This is a genomic window from Methanofollis aquaemaris (genome assembly GCF_017357525.1).
In the GTDB taxonomy this organism is placed as follows: Archaea; Halobacteriota; Methanomicrobia; order Methanomicrobiales; family Methanofollaceae; genus Methanofollis; species Methanofollis aquaemaris.
Genome location: NZ_CP036172.1, coordinates 1638639 through 1662434, shown reverse-complemented (window position 1 = coordinate 1662434; position 23796 = coordinate 1638639). Strand labels below are relative to the sequence as shown.

Genomic DNA, 23796 nt, shown 5'->3' with positions numbered 1-23796 from the left:
CGTTTTTTCATGCAACCCGGCGAGGGAACAGAGTTTCTCCCCGCCTCCTGAGCCCCCGTATGACTGAAGGTAGTGCAAGACCTCGTGAGCCCTTGGTACACCTGCGAAAGGGGCAAGAAAGGAGACAGGACTTCCCACACCATACGCGCCTGGGGCGCTGCCCCCGGACCCCACGGGATTGGGATTGAACCGGAAAGGCATAGGGGGGATCATGAAGAGGATCGTGTCGTTCCCTACGTTCTCTTCACGCGAGGAGAGAGAGATCTCGTTCAATTGCATCGCGTTGGCGACATTTTGTCCTTGACGCGCCACTAGTGTCTTGTTCAGATTCAGGTATGAAATGAGAGTTCTCACTGGTATCCTGAGCGAGAGGGCTTATATTCTTCTGATGCACCTTTCCTCTAGATGACCTCTGCACGGCATGAGAACAATTTCGATTTCCTGCGTCTTGCCTCGGCGCTGATCATCATCATATCTCATGCTTTTGCGCTCCAGATCGGTTATGAGTCGATGTACCGCTATGACCCGATGATATACATCGGGACCACCGCCCTCGCGTCTCTCTTTGTGATCAGCGGTTATCTGATCTCACTGAGCTGGATTCATCAGCCCGATATCAAACGTTTTATGTGGAAGAGAATCCTCAGAGTGTTCCCGGGCCTGATCCCTGTGATCATCTTCACCTTGTTTGTTGTCGGCCCGATTGCGACGACTTTCTCTCTTCATGATTATTTCGGGGCTCTTTTATCTCCAGGTTCATTGATTTCATTGCCGTTCTTCTATAACGGTGCATGCATCGGGCTCTTCGATCAGAACCCGGTCACTTTTGTCAACGCTTCGCTCTGGACGATCCCCGTGGAATTCGGGATGTACATCCTCGTCGCCCTCCTCGGGGTCGCAGGGTACCTCCGGAAAAAATGGCTTATTCTGAGTCTTATTGCGGTAAACTTCCTTGGATGGGTTGTTCTTTATCCTGATCCGAGCCTCTCGAAGATCAGGTTTACCCTCTACTTTCTCATCGGAGCATATCTCGCCATACATCATCCCGACCACCGGTACCATCCTGTGATGGCCTGTATCCTGGGCGCTCTTCTTGTTATGGCCGCCTCAAGTCCCCTCTATGAGTTTGTCGCTCTGTTTGCCGTGCCGTACATTGTCCTGTGTGTCGCCCATCTCAGGATAACGCCCCTCAACAATTTTGGGGAGAAGGGTGACTTCTCCTATGGGATGTATATCTATGCCTATCCGGTTCAGCAGGCGATTGTGGTTCTGCTCGGAACTGCCCTTCCTCTCTGGTTCTTCTGTCTCCTCTCGATAAGTCTGACCTTCCCGCTCGCCTACCTCTCCTGGAATCTCATCGAGAAAAGGGCACTTGCCCTGAAACAGATCGAAATGGGCCCCGGTCTATTCCCCTGGCCCGAGGAACGGTTGTTTTTTAAATAAGAGATCATCCCAGACTTTTCTCCCGGGGTGAGTTGCCCCCCTATCTTCGCTGTGGGAGGGGTCCGGGGGATCTCCCACCAGTGCGAGAGAGCGGATGAGAATTCCTCGTCCTTCTGACGGAGTGGCCCTTCAAATCTCACACCTTGCCCCATCAATCGCGCCGGGGGCGTTGCCCCCGGACCCCCGGGAGAAGATAGGGGCGGCAAGGCAGAGAGAGGAATTGTTCAGAGGGTGATCCTGTCCTGTACCAATCTCTCACCGGGGTGGGGATCATCGAGGTGCCGAAGCCTGTGTGGAAGATCATGGAGAAGATTGGGCGACATTTTCCGTAATAGGTGATGTGTTTGGGTTGCGATCTACTCAGAGAGTGTTTCTGGTATCAGTTGTTTCCTGAGGCACTATCAAGAAAACAGGCTTGAAGGTCATGAAGTCCTCCTCCCGGCAGAGAGCCGAAGATCTATATAAAAGATCCGTGTTTTGATCCAGGATTTTTTTTGTTCCTGATGTTTTTTACTTCTAGGTTAAAATATAAAAAAAGTTATATATTGTATAAGGTATCTCATACCTGCTGGGCGGATCGCTCAGATCGCATCTCCGGGCCGCGGGTATCTCTCATTTCCCACTCCACATAATTTGCCTCCTGTGGTCCGGTCATGCGTCAGGCCCCTTCTGCCGATGAGGTGATATGATGAGTATGATCATACAGAGGAGGTGGCTGCATCTTGTAGCCAGCCTCGTGATGGTCCTCTGTTGCTGTGCAGGATCTGCAGCAGCAGCAGAACCGGTGAACATTACCGGACCGATTGAGATCACAGAACCTGGGATTTATTGTTTGAACAACTCTTTCTTCGGGCCCTATGAGGGGACGTTCATCACGATAAAGGCTGATAACGTCGTCCTTGATGGACATGGATGGATGATCAAGAGCAATGGCAGCAGTCCTGCCGGCACCGGTATCCTGGTGGACAGGGCCGAGAATGTCACGATTGCCTGTATCCATCTGAACAATTTCGAAGAAGGTTGCGTGGTCAAAGAGGGATCAGCGGTTACGCTCTGGGGCGTAAATCCTTTTAACTGTGGATCATTGGGGATAAAACTTGAAGGTTCCAGTGAATGTACGGTTGATAGCTGCCGGATCACCGATAACAAAGGCACCGGACTGGAGATCAGCGGAGGTAACCTGAACCTGATCACAAACAACTACTTCAAGAACACAAAGAACGTCGGTTTCAGCGGTGCTATTAATACTAACTTCTGGAACAGGACGAACACATCAAAAACCAACATCCTTGGCGGTTCGTTCATCGGCGGAAATGTCTGGACGACACCTGACGGTGACGGATGGTCGGATACCCATGCTGATGGTAATGACGATGGGTTCTGTGACGAGTCTTACACTCTGAACAACGTGAACGTCGACTTCCTCCCGCTCTCTCTTGACCAACCTGCACCGTCTCCCCTCGAGGTCGCCTTTGAGGCAGACGTGACCTCGGGTGAGGCACCACTTATCGTGCAGTTCGCCGATCGGTCAACCGGGAACCCCCTGGAATGGGAGTGGGACTTTGGTGACGGTAATATTTCGACTGAACAGAACCCGGTCCATGTCTACGAAACCGCAGGCACCTATGATGTCACGCTCACCATCATAAGAGGAGAGGGGACGGAGACAGAAACGTACCCCGCGTATATTGAAGTCGAAGAACCGGCCCCACCAACCATCAAGGCAAATTTCACGACTGAAATAACCGCGGGCGAGGCACCGTTCAGGGTGCAGTTCAACGACACCTCGACCGGAGACCCGACCACATGGACCTGGGATTTTGGTGACGGCGGAAACTCGTCTCTCGAGGATCCGATTCATTACTACCAGAAGCCCGGCGTCTACAACGTCAGCCTCACCGTCTCTGACGGGACGACCTCTGACACCCTCCTGAAAGCCGACTATATCGATGTCGCTCCATCGACCCTGCCGCTTGCGGCGAACTTCACGGCGAACGAGACATCCGGCGCCGCGCCGTTTGTCGTGGAGTATCTCGACCTTTCGGTAGGAAACCCGACCGGATGGGAGTGGGACTTCGGTGACGGCGAATCATCTGAACTCCGGAATCCGGTGCATGCCTATCAGGAGACCGGAACCTACAATGTCACGCTCACTGTCTCGAACAGCACTACAAACAGCACCCTGGCTCGTGAGGACTATGTCGTCGTTGGCGGGCCGGTGCCAGGACCACTTGCGGCAAACTTCACGGTTGACGTGACCTCCGGGAGGACACCGCTCACCGTGCACTTTAAAGACGCCTCGACCGGGAACGCAACCGCGTGGAAGTGGTCTTTTGGAGACGGGGCGGCTACTTCATCGCTCCAAAACCCGACCTATGTCTACAAGAAGGCAGGAACATACACTGTTTCTCTCACCGTCTCTGACGGTGCGACAAACGACACTCTGACCCGCACAGGTTATATCAAAGTCACAACCGCATCATCCCCCCGCTCCAGTTCGGGCGGGGGAGGGGGCAGATCAAATGTCGTTGTCAGTGGAGATCTGAAGAGCGGTGATTCGAAAGTCTTCCGGTTCAGCGGGCTGGGTGTCTCACAGATCGAGATAACCGCCGCCGACCAGATCGACGGGATCAGGGTTTCCCTTGAAAAGATCTCCAGGGGACCGGAAGGGCTTGACAGCCCGGTCTACCAGTATCTCCTTGCGAACATGACCTATGCCGAGGGGGATACCCTCGATGAGATCGTCTTCTTCTTCGATCTCCCCAGGTCATGGCTTGAGAAACAGAATCTCGGTGTCGGAGACCTTGTTCTCTGGCGGTATCATAACGGGGCCTGGCGCCCGCTCTGGACTGAACTGGTCAAGGAAACCGAGACCAAGGTTTATTACCGGGCGGTCACACCGGGCTTCTCGTACTTTGCGATCGCCGCAGGTGAAGGGATGACGGTCATCCCCGAGAAGACGGCACCAGAGGTTGGTGCCGATGCCGAGGAGACACCGACATCAGAGGAACCGGTGGAGACCACCGTGACCGAGACAGTGTCGTCTGAACCGTCCGGGAACGCCACCGAGACCGGAACCACACCACAGCCCTCGTCTCTCGGGCTTGTGGCAGTTTTAGCGGCCCTGGTGGGCGTGGTTTTTGTCGTCCTCATGGTGAGGCGGCGATAAACCCTTTTTTTTCTTATCATTCTGATTTCATACTATTGCTTTTCCGATCGGTTCTCTGAAACTGATCCAGATCTATTTCTCCTGCCCCGGACAGTATAGAGCCATGCTGATCAGGGACATCAGGAGTACTCCACTCTTTACCGCCGGAGACCGCACGCATCTCAGGGAAATCCTCCATCCAAAAAACGAACCGGAATGCAAGAACCGGTGTTCACTTGCCCATGCATTCCTTGGCCCCGGCGAGGCCTCCCTTCCCCACCGGCTGAAGACCTCTTCCGAGACCTACTATATCCTCTCAGGCGAGGGGTTGATGCATATCGACGATGAATCGGCACCGGTCTGTGCCGGACAGGTGATCTACATCCCGGCCGGTGCGGTCCAGAGTATCGAGAACACCGGCGAGGACGATCTTGTCATCTTCGCTGTTGTCGACCCGGCCTGGGATGCAGGGGACGAGGAAGTTCTGGGGTGAAGGATGCCTGCCTCGTGATGGTGCAGGGGGCATAAGCCGGACTGATGATGCTCACCGGCACGCCTCTCTCACCTCTGGATATCTGTCCGGTTGTTCTGGTTATGCAGAGGATCGATGCCGCCATCTGATCCAGAAAAAGATGGGAGGGATGAGAAGATAGATCGCCGTGCTCCATGTGGATCCGGCCAGGGCGAGGAGGATCCCGAGGGTTGAAAGGGCCGGGATAACGGTGATCATTCTTTTTCCCAACGAGAGATCTTTTTTCGTGATTTCAGATCTGAGTAAGTGTTCGTTTTTTCCCACATAGATCCACTGGAGGAGGAGGAGGCCGCCGACGACGAGGAGGTTTCCTTCCAGGATCATTGCGGCGATAGGAGCGTCGGGGAAGTCTCCGGAAAAAGCGGTTGAGAAGGGGATCACCGCCACGCCCATCAGGAGGATGGTGTTGAGGTCGAGAAACCACCGGTCGATGTACTCCATCATCCGGGTGAGGATGTGATGAGAAACCCACATCCCGTGGAGGATGAGGAACGCAATACAATAATGGATGAAATCAGGGAAAAGCCCGAGAAGGGCGTCTTCAAGCGCGGCCCCGGTCGAGATCCTTGAGACAGTCGGGACACCGAGGCTCAGGACAAGGAGGGTCATGGCGATCGCAAAGATCCCGTCGGTGAGCGCCTCGAAACGACTCTTGGAAAATCCGATCCGGGTGCCCTGTGTCCGGTCCATCCTTCGGTCGGATCGACCTGTTTGTTCTTAAGCGATTGGGCTGCGGAGGAGGATCAGCGTGAAGGTGTTGACCTGGCCTCTTCTGGGTGGGTGTGCCAGGAGGGGATCTGACGGATGTGCCTCCTATTCAGACGGGAAACCTGCTGTTTTCACTCTCTTTGAGATGGGAGAACCGCTTTATCATGAATATGGCTAGCGGGACCAGCAGATAGATCCCTGTGCTCCAGACCGATCCCAGCAGGGCGACGGTGATCCCGAGGAGCGAGAAGGCCGGGATGACTGCTGCGAGCCGTACCCCAGGGGATAGGTCGTCCTGACGGGAATCAGACCTGAGCAGGTCTGGGTTGGAAGTGACGTAGATCCATTGAGTGAGGAGAAAACCGCTTACAGCAAGAAGGTTGATCTCGAGCACCATTGCGGCAATGGGGGATTCAGGGAAATCACCGGCAAATGAGGTGGAGAACGGGATGATCGCGACGCTCAACAACAGGAAAGAGTTGAGGTCCAGGAACCGGCGGTCAATGAACTCCATCTTCTGGGAGAGGGCATGGTGGGAGACCCACATCCCGTGGAGGATGAGAAAGGCGATGCAGTAATGGACGAAGTCAGGGAAGAGGGACGAAAGCGTCTCCTCGATCTCGACAGTGGTGGTGATCGTCTCCACCGTCGGAACGCTGAGCCCTACCACGAGGAGGGTCATGGCGATCCCGAAGATCCCGTCGGTGAGTGCCTCAAACCGGTTCTTGGAAAACCCGATCCATCCGGCATGTGCAGGGTCTGTGCTCATCTTTCTCAGAATGTCGCAGTGCCGGGTATTAACCACTCTGGTCTTCGTCTTACACGATAAGCCGCCGTTTCATCAGTCTGAGTGCGAGGAGAAAGAGGAGAGGAGTGGCGATCCCGATCCAGAGGAGGCCGAGAAAAAGGAGATCCCATCCTGTCGAAAGGGTGAGGGCTCGTGCGACATTGACGACATGGGCGAGCGGCAGGACGGCAAGGGCGAGGGCCTTGAGAGGGCCGGGCAGGAGGTCGAGGGGGAAGAAGGTGCCCGAGAAGAGAAACATCGGGGTGATGAAGAGGAAGGCCGGGTAGTTGATCGATTCGATGTTCGGGATGACGGCGGTGAAGCACATCCCGATGGAGGCGAAGAGGAGGCCGGCGGCGAAGGCGAAGGGGACGAGGAGGAGAGAACCGGGGAGGTCGACGACCCCGAAGAGGACGAGGACCGGCAGGATGATCCCGGCGGAGATGAGGCTTCTGGTCGCTCCCCAGAGGATCTCCCCGGCGATCACCTCTTCGATCGTGACCGGGGTGGCGACGATGGCGTCGAAAGTCTTCTGATAATACATCCTGACATAACTCCCATAGGTGCATTCGAAGAAGGAGGCGTTCATCACTGAGACGGCAAAAAGGGCTGGGGCAATGAACCTGATGTACGGGACACCCTCGATTTCGGTGATGAATGCTCCGACCCCGAACCCCAGGGCAAGGAGGTAGAGGACCGGTTCGATCGCCGGCGGGATGAGGTTCACCTGCCAGGTCTTGGAGAAGACGTCGAGGTTTCTGCGCCAGACCGCCCATGCCAGGCCGCTGAGTTGCTCTCTCATTCGCGCAACCTCCTCCCGGTGAGTTTGAGAAAGACGTCTTCAAGGGTCGTGGGCCTGGTTGCAAGTCTGATCGACCCGCATTCCTGGAGGAGGGTGCTCGTCATCCGCGCAGGGTCGTCGGTCGGGACAAGGACCAACCTGCCGACCAGGTCGTACTCCACCCCGTGCCGATCGAGGCAGGAGAGGACCGCAGGCACTGCCTCGGCTTCGAGGAGATGGCGGCCGATCGTCTGGTCGATGAGATCGGCTGGAGATCCTTCGACGAGGACTCCGCCGTGGTCCATGATGACGAGGCGGTCGCAGAGCCGTTCCGCCTCTTCCATATAGTGGGTGGTGAGGACGATCGTTCTTCCTTCGGCCTGGAGCCCCTGGAGTTGATCCCAGATCAGGTGTCTGGCCTGTGGGTCGAGGCCGGTGGTCGGCTCGTCGAGGACAAGGATCCTGGGGTCGTTGACCAGGGCGCGAGCCAGGACCAGTCGCCGTTTCATCCCGCCAGAGAGATGTTCGATGATGACGTCTTTTTTCTTCTCCATCTCTACAAACGCAAGGAGCCTGGCGATCCGCTCCTCAGCCACGTCCTTTGCGACCCCGAAGTAGCGGGCATAGGTGCGGAGGTTCTCATAACCCGTCAATTCGGGATCGAGATTGTCTTCCTGGGGGACGACCCCGAGGAGGGCCTTGATCTCGCGCGCGTGAGTGGTCGGGTCCATTCCCAGGACTTCGAGATACCCCGCACTCCTGGGCGAGACGCACTGCACCATGCGCATCGTCGTCGTTTTGCCGGCACCGTTGGGACCCAGGAAGCCGAAGGCTTCACCTTCGGCGACAGAAAAGTCGACTTCCTTCACGGCGACAAAATCGTCGAACCGTTTTTCCAGGTTCTCCGCCCTGATGACCTCTCGCATCCCCCTCGCACGGGGATGTACTCCACGGTAGTTGTAATTTTCGCCAGGGGTCGGATGAAGTATTTTTACCGGGAATGTCTATTTTTATGGATGGCATCGCCAATTTTAGCCCTTATACTCTCTTTCCTGATCCCGGGACTCGGCCAGTTCTACACCGGTCAGTTCCTGAAGGCGATCGGACTCTTTGTCCTCGCGGTGATCTCCACACTTCTGATGGCCCTCCTGATCGGGATCCCCCTCTACCTTGTCATCTGGATCTATGGAATGTACGACGCGTACCACGCGGCAAAATTGTAATTGTGGTCCTTGAGGACGACTATCATAAATGCTTCACTCTCTTTTTTCATGAATGACTTTGTAGAGTGATTTTATGGGTGCGATGAATGGATTCTTGATCAAAACATAAAAGATATAGTATTCTGTGTTTGAAAAATATCCATGCATAAATTACGCCCTCAATTATGGTTCGCGCTTCTGATTGTTTTTTCCATCATTATTGGTGGTTGTATCGGGAATGAATCGGATAATGATGCGACTCAGAATGGTGTGCAGGGTCAGAACGAAGAAAAAATGATTTCGCATCCAATTTTTGAATGGGAAGGGGCAACAGAGATCGTACTGACCAATATGTCTCGAGATGACGAAATCCCCGCGAAAATTGCTGATACGTACGATCTCGACGGAATGCCAGAAACAATTGAGAGATATGATCTTGTTCGATTTGGGAGTTTCAATCTGGATTCAGAGAAAACAAATGCCGTGGAAATCACAATTCATGGAGACGAATATGAAATGACGCTTGATAAGATGGGTCCTGAAAAAAGTGACGGGGCTCTGTCATATGTCGGCGAGATTGGAGACGAGATTAATTCGAGTTCATATTTTGAAATAAAGGATGACCAGGTTTCTGGAATGATCGTTCTTCCTGAGGAGATCATCTTGATTGAATCGCTGAAATCGAAAGAGAATTCTGCATCACCAGATGCACCTTTGCATCTGGTTCTCTCTACAGATAACATTGATTTATCATCTCGGGCTGGATACGCAGAAATGGGGTGATCTGAGTTGATTCTCTTTAGAATTCTATTTTTTAGCTCTGTAGAAACCCTCGCCTTATCCCGAACATGAGTGTGAATCTCTTGCCTTCCCGGATCGATCGCGCCGGGAAGGCATCAAAAGGATTTCTAAAGTGCTATTTTTTCTTGCTCTCACTATTTTCGGAATCAATTGATGTTAGGATGCACAGATGCTGATGAATGTGAGAGATTGAATTGTTCAGACACCTATTGGCTTAGCGTCATAGAGTGCATTCAATCTACGGGGGCCTGGACACAGGGCCGCCAGCCACGTATAGAAATTATAGAAAATCCCGTTCGAACCTGCTCTTCTTTTATTCTATAATTATTTTAGACCTCAGGTCAACGTTATCTGGATTACCGTGAATGAAAAGGCATTCTGGAGTTCGCGCCTGGCATTCATCCTCGCTGCCATCGGGGCGGCGATCGGGATCGGCAATGTCTGGCGCTTCCCGTACATGGCCTACTCGAATGGCGGTGGTGCCTTTCTCATCCCCTATACCGTCGCCCTCGCAACCGCCGGGATCCCTCTCCTGATCATGGAGTTCGGACTCGGGTATAAGGCGAAGGCCGGAGCTCCCCTCTCCTTCCGGAAACTCCTGGGCGAACGCTGGGAGTGGATCGGGTGGATGGCGGTGCTGGTCGGTTTCCTGACGATGACCTACTACTGCACCATCCTGGCATGGGCCGCGGACTACACCGTCTTCTCGACCACGCTTGCGTATGCAGGCGACCCCGAGGCCTTTTTCTTCGGCGACTTCCTCGGTCTCTCAGAGAGCAGGGGTATCCTCGGCGATGTTAATTGGCTCATCGTTGCAGGGGCGGCCGTCGCCTGGCTCTGGATCTATGTCGCCGTGATCAGGGGGGTCAGGTCGGTGGAGAAGATGGCCTATGTCACCGTCGTCCTGCCATGGCTCCTCATCCTCCTCTTTGTGGTGCGAGGGATCACGCTCCCAGGGGCGATGGACGGGATCGCCTACTACCTCACCCCCGACTTCTCGGTCCTCCTCGACCCGCAGGTCTGGCTTGCCGCCTACGGCCAGATCTTCTTCACCCTCTCGCTGGGGTGGGGCGTGATGATCGCGTACGCGAGTTACCTGCCTGATAAAAGTGATATCGGGAAGAACGCCGTGATCATCGCGGTCGCCAACAGTGTCACCTCCATCGTCGCCGGACTTGCGGTCTTCTCCACCCTCGGCTATATGGCGCATCAGGCCGGAGTCCCGGTCACCGAGGTGGTGCGGGGCGGGATCGAACTGGCCTTCGTCACCTATCCGGCGGCGATCCAGCTTCTGCCCTTCGGCGCACCGGTCTTCGGGGTGCTCTTCTTCTTCATGCTCCTCGCGCTCGGGATCGCCTCGGCCTTTGCGACGATCGAGGCGGTGAACCGCGCCGTCATTGACCAGACCAACCTGCCGCGCCGCCTCGTTGTCCCGGCGGTCTGTATCTCGGGCTTCCTCCTCGGCCTCTTCTTTGCTACCAGTTCAGGATACCAGTGGCTGGATATCGTCGACCACTACCTCTCCTTCTTCGCCCTCGTCTTGGTCGGGGCCCTGGAGGCGGTGGCGGTCGGCCACCTCTATGGCGCCGACTTGATGCGGCGGTTCATCAACGCCAACTCTGAGATCGTCGTCGGGCGCTGGTGGGATCTCTGCATCAGGTACGTCGCTCCGGTCCTCCTCTTCACCGCGCTGGGTTTCAGCCTGGTGAAGGGACTTGCCGAACCGTACGGAGGCTATCCGCTCTGGGCCAACGCCTTCGGGTGGGTTCTGGTGCTCTTCGTTCCGATCGCTGCGGTGGCGATCGCGCGGGCGGTGCAGAAGAAGGAAAGAAGGGGTTGAGTCCTTCAGGGCTCATATATTTTATTTCTGCACCCTTCTTGTAGGCCGATAAATTGGTTTTTTTGTTTCAGGGGGTAGATTCGGGTCTCTCTTCCCCCCGCATCCACCGCACGCCAAGATAACAGAACGGCGTGTCCGCGGCCGCCACCGCGACCTTCACCAGCCAGTACGGGATGGTGATGGAGATGACGAAGCCGAGGGTGTACTCCGGCGCCGCCCCGTAGAAAGCGATGAACATGAAGGCGAAGGAATCGATGAGCTGGCTGCCCATCGTCGAGAGGTTGTTCCTGAGCCAGAGGTGCTTCCCGTGGGTCTTCTCCTTCCAGAAGTGGAAGGCCCAGATGTCGTGGGTCTGGCTGGCGGCAAAGCAGATGATGCTCGCGATGAGAATCCGCGTCGACATCCCGAAGATGTCGATGTACGCTTCATTGTACGGGAAGCGATCGGCCGGGGGGAGGGTCACCGAGAGGGCCGTGAGGAGGAGGACGAAGACGAGGGAGGCCACGCCGGCGACGACGAGATCGGTGGTCTTCTTCTTTCCGAAGACTTCGGCAACGATGTCGGTGACCAGGAAGGTGACCGGGTAGGAGAAGATCGCCACCGAGACCACGACCCCCCCGATGACGGCGACCTTGTTCCCGATGAGGTTGGCGGCGACGAGCGCTGCGATGTAAAGCCCTGCGAGGAGGGCGTATTTCCGTTCCATTGACCATGCCATGGTATCAGGACCTGCTGAAGAGACAGCGTTGGTCCTGCAGGGGCAAAGAGGTGACCCGGACGGGTGAAATATTATCAACCGATGATAAAAATGGGGGAGATGTGCCCCTTACCGCAGGTCCATCCGCGCGAATTTTACCCACGCGAGCCCGAAGAAGAACGCGGGCATGACGAGCATGGCGACGAGGGCGGCGAAGATATACCAGGAGTTCAGGAGGGTCGAGAGGATGGTTCCGGGACTATAGTCCTGCACGCCGTCGTCGGCGGGAGGAAGTGCCGTCACCGCAGCGGTGGCCGCATTATAGATCCACGCGGGCGAGGAGATCATCGCCGCGGTGATCAGGGTGTTGCGTGTGTTCCAGTAGGCCTCATTCTCTGCATCATACTCATCGAGGAGAGCAAGACTCTCTTCATATGAGATATCCGTTGAATAGGCTTCTTCGGGACATTCCGGCGGTTCGCCGAGGACGGCATCAAGAACCATGGGATTGTAGGCGAAGAAGGGGAGGATGACGGCGATGAGGACGAGGACGAGGACAGAGGCTATGAAGGCGGTACCGCTCTCCGATGCGATCGTCGAGAAGAAGAGGGCGATCATGAAGAAGGTGGCGATGAAGAGGACGGTGAAGAGGCCGAAGATAAGCGTTCGTATCATCTGGGTTGGGCTGAGGACGATCCCCCCGATGAGCAGGACGGCGCAGCTCACCCCGAGGGCGATCGCGACGGCGAGGGCGATGGCCGCGACCCCGCCGAGTGCCTTGCCGGTGATCACCTCGTCGCGGTAGATCGGGTTGGAGAGGAGGATCTTCAGCGATTTACTCTCTTTTTCACGGGTCACGAGATCGAAACCCATTGCGATCCCCATGAAGGCGCTGAGAGTCGCCGTCGTCATCTCGATCATATGGAAGACCCACATGATCGAGGGTTTTGAGGAGGTCGATGTACCGAAGGGCTCGTCCTCCCCGGAGACGACAGTCAGTGCGTCGTGGTATCTATCGAGGCTCTTATGGAACTGGACCATGCCTGAGAATGTTCCCGTCCCGGTGATGATCAGGATGACGGCAAGGAGCGCGAGGAACCGTCTGCTCCTGACATGGTCGCGGAACTCCTTGCCCGCGATAGTCCTGAGCGTCTGGACCCTCATCTGATATCCTCCCGTGCAAAGCGCACCCATGCCAGCCCGAAGAAGGCCGCCGGGAAGACAAAGAAGACGACGATGTGTCCGGCAAGCATCCCGAAGAGATCGGCAAGAGTCCGATGATTGTCTTCTGATACGTGGGGGGCGGTGACGGCACCGGTGAGTTTCTGGTAATTTTTGTCTGGCGAGAAGAGAGAAAGCGTATCTTTGACCGCCTGACGCTTCTGTTCGTGGGCGATCTTCTGAGTCCGGTATTCCTCCCACAGCCTATCTTTTTCGATCTGTTCCTCAGGACTCAACATACTGTCACTCCGGGGCGGTCCGGTGGGGTAGTCGCCGATGAGCAGGTTGAGTGCCGGGGTGGAGATGATCAGCGACGTCAGCGAAGAGAGGGTGATGAAGACGATGAACGCCGAGACCAGGGCGCTCCCGTTGTTCGGCGCGACCGTCGAGAAGAAGAGGGCGAGGACGAAGAAGGAGAAGATCATCAGGAACGAGAGTCCGCTGAAGAGGAGGATATGCACGCTCTCCTCGAACGAGGGGACGACCCCCGCGATGAGGAGGACGGCAAGCGAGAGGATGAGCACGATCGCCATCGCAAGAGCGATGGCCGCGGCGCCGCCGAGTGTCTTGCCGTTGATCACCTCGTCTCTATACACCGGATGGGAGAGGAGGAGTTTGAGCGACTTGCTCTCCTTCTCCTTCGTCACGAGGTCGAAGCCCATCGCGATCCCGAGCACCGCGCCGAGCGTACCGATGAGAGAGCCCATCTGGTTGAAGGCCGTGAGGGGGGAGGGTGTTGTGTCTGTGGCTCCGACCTGTATCTCTTCTTCGCTCACATCTGCATGGGCCTGGTTGTAGTCGTTCAGGTCTTTCTGGTACTGGACCATCCCGGTGACAAGGCCAGTGAGGGCGATGACGAGCAGGATCCCGAAGAGGATGTGGAAGCGTTTGCTCCTGATGTGGTCACGGAACTCCTTGCCCGCTATGGTTTTGATAGATTGTGTCCTCACCTGATGTCCTCCCGTGCAAACCTCACCCACGCGAGCCCGAAGAAGACCGCTGGCATCACGATAAGGGCGATGATACATTGTGCCAGTTCTCCGATGACCGCCATGAGGATCCCGAGCCCGCTCTGGGGGAGGTCTTCGGGCCGGTCTGAAGTGTAAGGATCGTCGCTCAGCATCGATACGGCATAGCCTGGTTCAGTGACCGCCCTCGTCATCTGTTCATAATTTTTTGAGGGTGAGAGCAGATTGACGGTGTCGGTGACCGCCCGTCTCTTCTCCCAGTAGGCCCTGGACTCCTCTTCGTAATCCTTCCATGCCTCATTGCTCTCGATATTCGGCGTCTCCATAGGCCTGACCATGATGGAGTGTGGTGCGGGTGCGTCTATGGATGATATCTCCGGCGGCTCGGGCCGTTCGCCGATGATCGTCTTCTGGACCGTCTGGTTGGTGGCGACGGCTGGGACGAGGACGGAGAGGATGATGAAGATGATGAGCGTGTAGATAAGAGCGTTGCTGCTGCTCTCCGCGACCGTCGACATGAAGAGGGCGATCGCGAAGTACGAGAAGACGAGCAGAAACGAGATCACCCCGAAGAGCAGGATACGCGCACTCTCGTCGAAGTCAGGAACCACGCCAAAGATGAGCAGAATCGCAAAAGAGACGATGAGCACGACCCCCATCGCAGCGGCGATGGCCGCGATGCCGCCGATGGCCTTGCCGTTGATCACCTCGTCGCGGTAGACCGGGTGGGAGAGGAGGAGTTTGAGTGACTTGCTCTCCTTCTCGCGCGAGATGAGGTCGAAGCCCATCGCGCACCCGAGGACGATCCCGACGCTTGCGATGAGACCGGACATCCGGGTGAACGCCGAGAGGATGGATGGTTTCCACCAGAAGAAGTGGGGCAGTCCCATCTCATCGTTGGTGTGGGCCAGGTGCTCGTTGTAACTCTCGATCTGTTCCTGGTACTGCACCGAACCGTCGATGAGCCCGACGACGGCGATGACCAGGAAGATCGCGAGGATGATGTGAACCCTCCTGCTCCTGACATGGTCGCGGAACTCCTTGCCGGCGATGATCCTGAGGATCTGTGTCCTCATCGAATGTCCTCCCGCGCAAAGCGCACCCACGCGAGCCCGAAGAAGGCCGCCGGAAAGACAAAGAGGGCGACGATCCGCTGTGAAAGCGCACCGAGGAGTCCAGAGAGAATGCCGAGTCCGTCCTTCGGTTCGGTTGCGGGGTCGATCGGAGGCCCCTCGCCCGGGTTCTGCCAGATCGCTTCGAAGCCGGGTTCGTTTACTGCAAAGGCGAGGCGTTGATAGTTCTGGTCTGGGGAGAGTATCGTGAAGGTGTCGGTGATCGCCATACGCCTCTCCTGGTATGCCCTGGACTCGCGCCTGTAATCCTCCATCTTCTCCTCGTACTCCTCCAGGTCGAACGCCCTGGCTGAATCCCCCGGGACGATAGACGTACTGCTTCCCATGCCGGGTGAATCGGTTGAGACGCTGAATGTGAATTCGGGAGATTCCGGTCGCTCAGGCGGTTCGCCGATGAGGAAGGTGATCCCCGGACCGGAGATGACCAGTGTCGTGACCGCGGAGAGCGTGATGAAGAGGATAAGCGTTGAGACAAGGGCACTCCCACTATCTTTCGCCACCGTCGAGAAGAAGAGGGCGAGGATAAAGAAGGAGAAGATCATCAGGAACGAGAGCCCTCCGAAGATAAGAACCCTGACGGTCTCTTCGAAGTTCGGGACGACGCCGAAGACGAGAAGAACGGCAAAGGAGATGACAAGTACGATCCCCATCACGAGGAAGATGGCTGCGGCCCCACCGAGTGCCTTGCCGTTGATCACTTCGTCTCTATAGACTGGGTGGGAGAGGAGCATTTTGAGTGACTTACTCTCCTTCTCCCTGGTCACGAGGTCGAAGCCCATCGCGATCCCCATGACGGCGCCGAGCGATCCGATGAAGTACGCCATCTGGTTGAAGCCCGTGAGAGGCGTGGGGGTCATCCCGGCGGGCATATGTGCAAGAGCTTCGTCGCTTACGCTCCCGTAGGCCTCGTTGTAGATCTCCAGTTCTTTCTGGTACTGGGCCATCCCCGAGGCCAGACTGACGATCGCGATGATCAGGAGGATCCCGAAGATGAGGTGGAACCTCCTGCTTTTGATGTGATCGCAAAACTCCTTGCCGGCGATGGTCCTGAGTGGCTGCGTCCTCATCGAATGTCCTCCCGTGCGAACCGTACCCACGCCAACCCAAAGAAGGCGGCGGGGACGACGAGCATGGCGACGATGTTCTTTGCGAGGGACCCGAGCAGTCCGACGAATATCTCAAGCCCGTTGTCAGGGAGGGTTGCGTAAAATTCCTTGGTGTCTTCCCAGTCCAGGTAAAAAGCCCCGGATACCATTGCCGCCGTGTCGCGCGGATCCGCCACCGCCCCCACCATCTCCATATAGTTTCTTGTGGGAGAGAGGAGGTCTGTCGTGTCGTGAAGGCCCTGCACTTTCATCTGGTAAATTCTATTTTTCTCCTGGTACTCGTCCCAGAGTCGGTTATGTTCCTCTACGTCGGCGAAGGTGGAGGGGCCACTCGTCTGGGGTGGTTCAGGCCGCTCGCCAAAGAGGGCATTGGTCAGGGCACCATTCCCGGCAAGGGACGGAAGGAAGATCCCGAGGACGATGAAGATTGCAAGCGAACCGATGAGGGCGTTCCCGCTGTTTCGGGCGACTGTCGACATGAAGAGGGCGATTGCGAAGAAGGTGAAGACTCCGAGGAAGGAGATGATGCCGAAGAGCAGAATCCTCACCGTCTCCTCGAAGTTCGGGACGATCCCGAAGACAAGCATCAGGGCAAGGGAGACGATGAGCATGATCCCCATCGCGAGGGCAATGGCTGCGGCGCCACCAAGGGCCTTGCCGGTGATCACCTCATCGCGGTACACTGGATGGGAGAGGAGGATCTTGAGGGATTTGCTCTCCTTCTCCGCAGTGATGAGGTCAAATCCCATTGCGATCCCGAGGACTGCCGCGACCGTCGAGAGCAGATAACCTATTATGTTGAAAGCCCCAAGGAACGAGGGTTTCCCCTCATAATAACTGTATGATAAGTCTTCTTCTCCTTCGGAAGCGGCTGCCTGCATCTCATTATACCGTTCAAGGCCCTCCTGGTACGAGGTCGCCCCGTCGATCAGTCCGGCAACAGCAATGATAAGCAAGATCGCAAAAAGAGTTCGAAATTTCTTGCTCCTGATCTGGTCGCGGAGTTCCTTGCCTGTGATGATTCTGAGGATACCAGTTCTCATCGAATGTCCTCCCGCATGAACCTGACCCATGCGAGCCCGAAGAAGGCGGCAGGGATCACGAGGAGTGCGATGATGTTCTTTACAAGGACTCCCATGAGACTCCCGAGGATCGCAAGCCCGCTTTCAGGGAGGTCTTCATAGATATCTGGAGAATAACTGCCGACATTCTGAACTGCAATGGAGATCCGTGGTTCAGTCACGGCCATCGCCATCTGCTGATAGTTGTAGGAGGGAGAGAGCAGGTTGACCGCGTCGGTGAAGGCACGTCTCTTCTCCCAGTATGCATCCGACCTCTCCCTGTACTCTTCCCAGGCCCGGTCGATCTCTGAAGTGTCTACTACCTCTCCTGTCGAAGAGGCTGCCGAAGAGCTTGAGACCGCGTATGGGCCGGAAGGGCCATTGAATTCTGGGGGTTCTCCGATGACGACGTTCATCACGCTCTCGTTGGTGGCGATGGCCGGGATGAGGGTGGAGAGGACGATGAAGATGATGAGGGTGTAGATGAGGGCGTTGCTGCTGTCTTTCGCGACTGTCGACATGAAGAGCGAGATCGCGAAGTACGAGAAGATGAGCAGGAACGAAAGCCCGCCAAAGAGCAGGATCCGTACACTCTCGTCGAGGTCCGGGACGATCCCGAAGATGAGCAGGATCGCAAAGGAGAGAGCGAGCACGATCGCCATCGCGAGGGCGATGGCGGCGATGCCTCCGAGGGCCTTGCCATTGATCACCTCGTCGCGGTACACCGGATGAGAGAGGAGGATCTTGAGGGACTTACTCTCTTTTTCTCGTGAGATCAGGTCAAACCCCATCGCACACCCGAGGACGACCCCGACGGTGACGATGAGCATGGACATCCTGAAGAAGGCCGAGAGGATGGAGGGCTTCCACCCGAAGTACCCGGGCACCATCTCGTCGTCCGAGGCTTGGGCCAAATTTTCGTTGTACTCGTCGATCTGCTTGTTATACTGGATCGATCCGTCGATGAGTCCGACGGCGGCGATGACCAGGAAGATCGCGAGGAGGATGTGAAACCTCCTGCTCCTGATATGGTCACGGAATTCCTTGGCGGCGATGACCCTGAGGCCCCCGCTCCTCATGTCATTCCCTCTCCGGCCTCATAGTATGAGAGGAATACGTCCTCGATGTCGGGGTGTTCTGCTTCGAGGCTCCTGATGGCGACTCCTGCTCTTGCAAGGGTGTCTGCGAGTTCATCCCTGATGTCGACGGTGGCAACGAGTCGTGCACGGTGTCGGTTCTCCGCGAACTCCGCGGCAACGAGTGCAGGGCTCTGGAGGTCAGGCATGGGGGTGCGCGTCTCGATGTGGATGACGATCTTCTCATCGCCGCCGATGTGTGCGAGTTCGTCCCAGGTACCATGTGCGACGAGTTTTCCGTGGGCCAGGATGCCTGCGGAGGTGCAGACCTTGCTCACCTCAGAGAGGATGTGGGAGGAGACCAGGACAGTGGTGCCCTGGTCTGCGACCTGCCTGATGATCCTCCGGTAGTCTGCGACGCCCTGGGGGTCGAGATTTGCGGTGGGTTCGTCGAGGATGATGGCCGTCGGGTGGTTGATGAGGGCCTTGGCGATGCCGAGGCGCTGCCTCATCCCCTTCGAGAACCCGCCGACCTCCTTGGTGACCTTCTCGAGGCCGACGAGTTCGAGGAGTTCTTTGATCCGCTCTTTTCGTTCCTTTCCCATGCCATAGAGTTTTGCGGAGTACTCGAGGTTCTCCTCGGCGGTGAGGGTGGGGTAGAACCCGACGTCTTCGGGCATGTATCCGATCTTCTTCTTGACCTCGATGGGGTGGGTGGCGACCTCGAGGTCGTCGATATAACAGGCGCCCGACGTAGGCTCGATGAGGCCGGTGAGCATGAGGATGGTGGTGCTCTTACCGGCGCCGTTCGGGCCGAGGAGGCCGAAGACCTCCCCCTCAGGCACCTCCAGGCAGAGGTCGTCGACGGCCGGGACGCCGTTGTAGACCTTGCAAAGATGTTCGCAACGTATCATGGTTCTTCACTCCAATATTCTGGTTTGAAGATCCATGAGAGTTCTTTTATAAAATAGGTTCTGTAACAATCCTCTACATGTCAGTGCAATCCTTTACGGGGTGATGAGAAGAAAAAATAATTTTTTAGAATTTCTCTTGGGAAGTCTGAGTCTGGGAGTCACCCTGCTTCTGTGAAATTGAGAGAAAGAGGTGGAGAATAATTTCTGGGCTCTGTGGAGTCACTCATGAACCTTGGGCTCAGGCATGTGGGATGAAAATTTCTCGTCGCGTGCTTTCTCTCTTTTTTCAAGATCGGAGAATCGGTGGAGACCTTGTTCGCTCGCCGCCTTCGCCACACGATAAGTGGGGGGATCGCTTCCTGTCTTCATGATCTTCTCTCTGCCTTCCCGCCCCTATCTTGCTCCAGGGGGTCATGGGGCAGAGCCCCCGGCATGATGGTGTGGGAAGGCATGCCGATCAGAATGGCCGCCCTCATCGCAAAACCTTCACCGTCATCTCGCGCCGGGGGTTCACCCCCTGACCCCCACGGAGAGAGGATAGGCGGGGGCGGCAATGAGGTGTCTTGCTATGAAGAGGGAGCAGAGATCCGCTCACTCCAGAGAAATCCAGTAATTTTCATCTTGTATGCGTGAGCCAGGGGGTCATGCCAGATTCTAAAGAGCCGTATAAGCATAGACCCGGAGAGATCAAGAAGAGGGTGTTGTCGTCCCCCATGCGCTTTATTTCGCGCGAGGGACGGGAGAAGGCGGTCAGCCCCCTCATTCGTGCCCTGAAAGAGATTCACCAGGGCAAATGTTCAACGGCGCTGGTATTTCCTGAAGTAATACCAGACTCCACCGGCGATCCCGACCAGCAGGAGGATCCCGAGGATGGCCGCGAAAGATTGCTCCTTCACGACGATTCTGAACTCTTCTTCCTGTTCGCCCTGGTCAGAGATCACCTTGACGCTGACCTTGTAATCTGAGGCGACAATGTTGGAGGGGGGTGCCACCGTCACCTTCACGGTCTCCCGATCTCCGGGCTGGAGGCTTGTGATGTTGGCCGGGGTCACGGTGGCGCTCCACCCCTGTGGGGCCATCACTTCAAAGCCGATCCCGGTCAACGCTCCCGCCGTGCCTGCGTTCCTCACCTTGAGGTCGAAGCTGACCGTGCCACCCATGTCGGTCTCGTATCGATACCGATCGGCCGAGACCCGCATCTCATAACTCCCGCGGAGTTTTGCGGTCAGTTCATCGGAGTATTCTCCTGCCGAAGAACCGATGAAGGCCTGGAAGGTGTAGTCGCCGGTGCCGCTACCGTAAGGGGGAATCGCCTCAAGATAGAGGGTCTTCTCCTCGCCGGCCCGCAGGAAGATCTCGGAAAGGTCGCCCGAGGCAGTGGCTGATTCCTTGTAGCGCGCATACCATCCCTCAGGGAGATCCTTTGTTGAGAGAGTGTAGGTGTCGTCACCGGTACCTGCGTTCTTCAGACCCAGTTCAAAGATCGCGTTCCTTCCAACCGGTGAAGTAATGGTCGGGGACTTGATGTTGACCTCGGCCGCGTAGGGGGACTTCTCCAACATCACGGTCCCGGCGTCGGTGGTGATCCCGCACTTCACCTTGACGTCCTTCTTCTCGGCCCCTTTGTATCCGGCCTTCTCGATGACGAGATCGTAGATCCCCTGCGGGAGACCGGTGCTGATCTTGCCGTCCGCGGTGGTCATCACCTTATCGGAAGGTTCGGCATGTTTGTCCTCATAGATCAGGACGGTTGCACCCTTCACCTTCTCGCCGTCCTTGTCGGTGACGGTGAGTTCGAGGGTGCCGAGTTCGCCGGTGTGGGTCTTTGAAATACCTACATGGAGCCAGATCGAGCCGTCGCCGATACGGGCTTTCACGGGGTAATCGCCGATCGACGTGTCGGCCGCGGTCTCGACCTCAAGGGTGACGCTCTTTGATCCGCCCGGCGAGATGGAAACTTTGTTCACTTCGGTCTTCCCGTCGACATAGCGCATCTCCCAATCCCTGCACCCGGCAAAGGACTCGGTCCACATCTTCATCTGATCGGTCTTGCCGTTGTTGGTCACTGAGAGGGTGAAGGTCGCCGTCTCTCCGGCTTCGATCACCTGGCCGGGGAAGTCGCAGTGGATGGAGACCTTCCCGTCTGCCTGGTTATCCAGGGCCGCCGCCGGTGCGGCGACCAGGAGGGGCAGGAGCATGAGGGCCGTGCAGAGAACTGCGAGCCCCTTTTCAATTCTTTCTTTCATCTGATATCCTCCCGCATGAACCTGATCCATGCCAGCCCGAAGAACGCGGCGGGGACCACGAACAGGGCGATGATGTACTTTGCAAGGACTCCCAGGAGGCTTGCGAGGATCGCAAGTCCGCTCTCAGGGAGGTCTTCATACATATCCGGATCATAACCGCCTGTGTTCTGGAGTGCAATGGCAGAGCGCGGGTTGGTCACGGCCATCGCCATCTGTTGATAGTTGCTGGCAGGCGAGAGCAGGTTGAAGGTGTCGGTGAAGGCGCGTCTCTTCTCCCAGTAGGCTCTCGACTTCTCCTCGTACTCTTCCCAGGCCCGGTCGATCTCTGAGGTGTCTATTGGCTCATCCGTCGAAGAGGACGTCTTGACACTTGAGACGCCGAATGTATCGCCGTAATAAACTCTGTCCATATCAGGGAATTCCGGCGGTTCGCCGATGACGGTGTTCATCACGCTCTCGTTGGTGGCGATGGCCGGGATGAGGGTGGAGAGGACGATGAAGACGATGAGGGTGTAGATGAGGGCGTTGCTGCTGTCCTTTGCGACCGTCGACATGAAGAGGGCGATCGCGAAGTACGAGAAGATGAGCAGGAACGAAAGCCCGCCGAAGAGCAGGATCCGTACACTCTCGTCGAGGTTCGGGACGATCCCGAAGATGAGAATGACGGCAAAGGAGAGGGCGAGCATGATCCCCATTGCGAGGGCGATGGCTGCGATGCCCCCGAGGGCCTTGCCGTTGATCACCTCATCGCGGTACACCGGGTGGGAGAGGAGGATCTTCAGGGATTTACTCTCTTTCTCACGCGAGATGAGGTCGAAACCCATTGCACATCCGAGGACGATCCCGACGGTGACGATGAGCATGGACATCCTGAAGAAGGCTGAGAGGATGGAGGGCTTCCAGTCGAAGTAACCGTGCCCCATCTCCATCATCGGGTCGTCCGAGGCCTGGGCCAGGCGTTCGTTGTAGTCTTCGATCTGCTTATTATACTGTACTGATCCGTCGATGAGTCCGACGGCGGCGATGACCAGGAAGATCGCGAGGAGGATGTGGAACCTCCTGCTCCTGATGTGGTCGCGGAACTCCTTTGCGGCGATGACCCTGAGGCCTTCGGTCCTCACGTGGCATCCTCCTCAGCGTGATAATATGAGAGGAATACGTCCTCGATGTCGGGGTGTTCTGCTTCGAGGCTCCTGATCGCAACCCCCGCTTCGGCGAGGACGTCGGCGAGTTCGTCCCTGATGTCGACGGTGGCAACGAGTCGTGCACGGTGTCGGTTCTCCGCGAACTCTGCGGCAACGAGTGCAGGGCTCTGGAGGTCAGGCATGGGGGTGCGCGTCTCGATGTGGATGACGATCTTCTCATCGCCGCCGATGTGTGCGAGTTCGTCCCAGGTACCATGTGCGACGAGTTTTCCGTGGGCCAGGATGCCTGCGGAGGTGCAGACCTTGCTCACCTCAGAGAGGATGTGGGAGGAGACCAGGACAGTGGTGCCCTGGTCGGCGACCTGCCTGATGATCCTCCGGTAGTCTGCGACGCCCTGGGGGTCGAGATTTGCGGTGGGTTCGTCGAGGATGATGGCCGTCGGGTGGTTGATGAGGGCCTTGGCGATGCCGAGGCGCTGCCTCATCCCCTTCGAGAACCCCCCGACCTCCTTGGTGACGCCTTCGAGCCCTACGAGGGCGAGAAGTTCTTTGATCCGCTCTTTGCGCTCCTTTCCCATGCCATAGAGTTTTGCTGAGTACTCGAGGTTCTCCTCGGCGGTGAGGGTGGGGTAGAACCCGACGTCTTCAGGCATGTAGCCGATCTTCTTTTTCACCTCGATGGGGTGGGTGGCGACCTCGAGGTCGTCGATGTAGCATGCGCCTGACGTAGGCTCGATGAGGCCGGTGAGCATGAGGATGGTGGTGCTCTTACCGGCGCCGTTCGGGCCGAGGAGGCCAAAGACCTCACCTTCAGGCACTTCAAGGCAGAGGTCGTCGACGGCGGGAACGCCATTATAGATCTTGCAGAGATGGTCACAACGTATCATAGATAGTTCGTCCTGTTCTGTAACTCTGAGTCATCAATTGGGACTGTATTATAAAATCACTTGTGGCACAATCCTCTACACTTTGAGATCATCCAGAAAC

At 56.7% G+C, this 23796-nt stretch carries 21 protein-coding genes; 6 read left to right on the top strand and 15 right to left on the bottom strand.

Going from position 1 to position 23796, the window contains the following annotated elements; all coding sequences use genetic code 11:
- Positions 1–405: 405 nt before the first annotated feature.
- The 3 genes from RJ40_RS07990 to RJ40_RS07980 all read left to right on the top strand — a co-directional run bounded on the left by RJ40_RS07990 (position 406) and on the right by RJ40_RS07980 (position 5084).
- Positions 406–1443: an acyltransferase family protein gene (locus tag RJ40_RS07990; RefSeq protein ID WP_265580329.1), complete on the top strand. Its 1038-nt coding sequence runs from the start codon at positions 406–408 to the stop codon at positions 1441–1443.
- A 694-nt stretch (positions 1444–2137) separates the two neighbouring features.
- Positions 2138–4612, top strand: coding sequence for a PKD domain-containing protein (locus RJ40_RS07985; protein WP_265580328.1), 2475 nt, complete (start codon positions 2138–2140; stop codon positions 4610–4612).
- A 103-nt stretch (positions 4613–4715) separates the two neighbouring features.
- Positions 4716–5084, top strand: coding sequence for a cupin domain-containing protein (locus RJ40_RS07980; protein WP_265580327.1), 369 nt, complete (start codon positions 4716–4718; stop codon positions 5082–5084).
- 99 nt (positions 5085–5183) lie between these two features.
- On the opposite strand, the gene RJ40_RS07975 is transcribed toward RJ40_RS07980, so the two are convergent.
- From RJ40_RS07975 to RJ40_RS07960, 4 genes are all read right to left on the bottom strand, one after another.
- On the bottom strand, positions 5184–5813 hold the full coding sequence (locus RJ40_RS07975; protein ID WP_265580326.1) for a TMEM175 family protein: 630 nt from the start codon (positions 5811–5813) through the stop codon (positions 5184–5186).
- A gap of 127 nt (positions 5814–5940) precedes the next feature.
- Positions 5941–6600, bottom strand: coding sequence for a TMEM175 family protein (locus RJ40_RS07970; protein ID WP_265580325.1), 660 nt, complete (start codon positions 6598–6600; stop codon positions 5941–5943).
- A 49-nt stretch (positions 6601–6649) separates the two neighbouring features.
- Positions 6650–7420 carry an ABC transporter permease gene (locus tag RJ40_RS07965; RefSeq protein WP_265580324.1) on the bottom strand — a complete coding sequence of 257 codons (771 nt, stop codon included), beginning with the start codon at positions 7418–7420 and terminating at the stop codon, positions 6650–6652.
- Entirely contained in the window at positions 7417–8325 is a 909-nt protein-coding gene (locus RJ40_RS07960; RefSeq protein ID WP_265580323.1) for an ABC transporter ATP-binding protein, read from the bottom strand. The genes RJ40_RS07965 and RJ40_RS07960 overlap by 4 nt, the downstream gene beginning before the upstream one ends.
- Before the next feature lie 90 nt (positions 8326–8415).
- On the opposite strand from RJ40_RS07960, the gene RJ40_RS07955 reads away from it, so the two are divergent.
- From RJ40_RS07955 to RJ40_RS07945, 3 genes are all read left to right on the top strand, one after another.
- A complete protein-coding gene (locus RJ40_RS07955; RefSeq protein WP_265580322.1) occupies positions 8416–8622 on the top strand; it encodes a DUF5683 domain-containing protein in 207 nt (68 codons plus the stop codon).
- A gap of 141 nt (positions 8623–8763) precedes the next feature.
- The gene (locus tag RJ40_RS07950; RefSeq protein WP_265580321.1) at positions 8764–9384 is read left to right on the top strand and encodes a hypothetical protein; all 621 of its coding nucleotides are present in this window, start codon (positions 8764–8766) and stop codon (positions 9382–9384) included.
- A gap of 379 nt (positions 9385–9763) precedes the next feature.
- A complete protein-coding gene (locus RJ40_RS07945; RefSeq protein ID WP_265580320.1) occupies positions 9764–11242 on the top strand; it encodes a sodium-dependent transporter in 1479 nt (492 codons plus the stop codon).
- 67 nt (positions 11243–11309) lie between these two features.
- Here RJ40_RS07945 and RJ40_RS07940 read toward each other — a convergent pair whose 3' ends face one another.
- From RJ40_RS07940 to RJ40_RS07890, 11 genes are all read right to left on the bottom strand, one after another.
- Complete coding sequence (locus RJ40_RS07940; RefSeq protein WP_265580319.1) at positions 11310–11960, bottom strand: queuosine precursor transporter; 651 nt, start codon at positions 11958–11960, stop codon at positions 11310–11312.
- 108 nt (positions 11961–12068) lie between these two features.
- Complete coding sequence (locus RJ40_RS07935) at positions 12069–13103, bottom strand: ABC transporter permease (RefSeq protein ID WP_265580318.1); 1035 nt, start codon at positions 13101–13103, stop codon at positions 12069–12071.
- Positions 13100–14110 carry an ABC transporter permease gene (locus RJ40_RS07930; RefSeq protein WP_265580317.1) on the bottom strand — a complete coding sequence of 337 codons (1011 nt, stop codon included), beginning with the start codon at positions 14108–14110 and terminating at the stop codon, positions 13100–13102. The genes RJ40_RS07935 and RJ40_RS07930 overlap by 4 nt, the downstream gene beginning before the upstream one ends.
- A complete protein-coding gene (locus tag RJ40_RS07925; RefSeq protein ID WP_265580316.1) occupies positions 14107–15204 on the bottom strand; it encodes an ABC transporter permease in 1098 nt (365 codons plus the stop codon). Before RJ40_RS07925 ends, RJ40_RS07930 begins: the two co-directional genes overlap by 4 nt.
- On the bottom strand, positions 15201–16328 hold the full coding sequence (locus RJ40_RS07920) for an ABC transporter permease (protein ID WP_265580315.1): 1128 nt from the start codon (positions 16326–16328) through the stop codon (positions 15201–15203). The genes RJ40_RS07925 and RJ40_RS07920 overlap by 4 nt, the downstream gene beginning before the upstream one ends.
- Positions 16325–17410 carry an ABC transporter permease subunit gene (locus RJ40_RS07915; protein WP_265580314.1) on the bottom strand — a complete coding sequence of 362 codons (1086 nt, stop codon included), beginning with the start codon at positions 17408–17410 and terminating at the stop codon, positions 16325–16327. The genes RJ40_RS07920 and RJ40_RS07915 overlap by 4 nt, the downstream gene beginning before the upstream one ends.
- Positions 17407–18507: an ABC transporter permease gene (locus RJ40_RS07910; protein WP_265580313.1), complete on the bottom strand. Its 1101-nt coding sequence runs from the start codon at positions 18505–18507 to the stop codon at positions 17407–17409. The genes RJ40_RS07915 and RJ40_RS07910 overlap by 4 nt, the downstream gene beginning before the upstream one ends.
- Positions 18504–19418 (bottom strand): ABC transporter ATP-binding protein, encoded by a 915-nt coding sequence (locus RJ40_RS07905; protein ID WP_265580312.1) that lies wholly within the window; start codon positions 19416–19418, stop codon positions 18504–18506. The genes RJ40_RS07910 and RJ40_RS07905 overlap by 4 nt, the downstream gene beginning before the upstream one ends.
- Before the next feature lie 797 nt (positions 19419–20215).
- Positions 20216–21664, bottom strand: a complete 1449-nt coding sequence (locus RJ40_RS07900) for an NEW3 domain-containing protein (protein WP_265580311.1) — start codon at positions 21662–21664, stop codon at positions 20216–20218.
- Complete coding sequence (locus RJ40_RS07895) at positions 21661–22785, bottom strand: ABC transporter permease (protein ID WP_265580310.1); 1125 nt, start codon at positions 22783–22785, stop codon at positions 21661–21663. The genes RJ40_RS07900 and RJ40_RS07895 overlap by 4 nt, the downstream gene beginning before the upstream one ends.
- The gene (locus tag RJ40_RS07890) at positions 22782–23696 is read right to left on the bottom strand and encodes an ABC transporter ATP-binding protein (RefSeq protein WP_265580309.1); all 915 of its coding nucleotides are present in this window, start codon (positions 23694–23696) and stop codon (positions 22782–22784) included. The genes RJ40_RS07895 and RJ40_RS07890 overlap by 4 nt, the downstream gene beginning before the upstream one ends.
- Positions 23697–23796 lie beyond the last annotated feature (100 nt).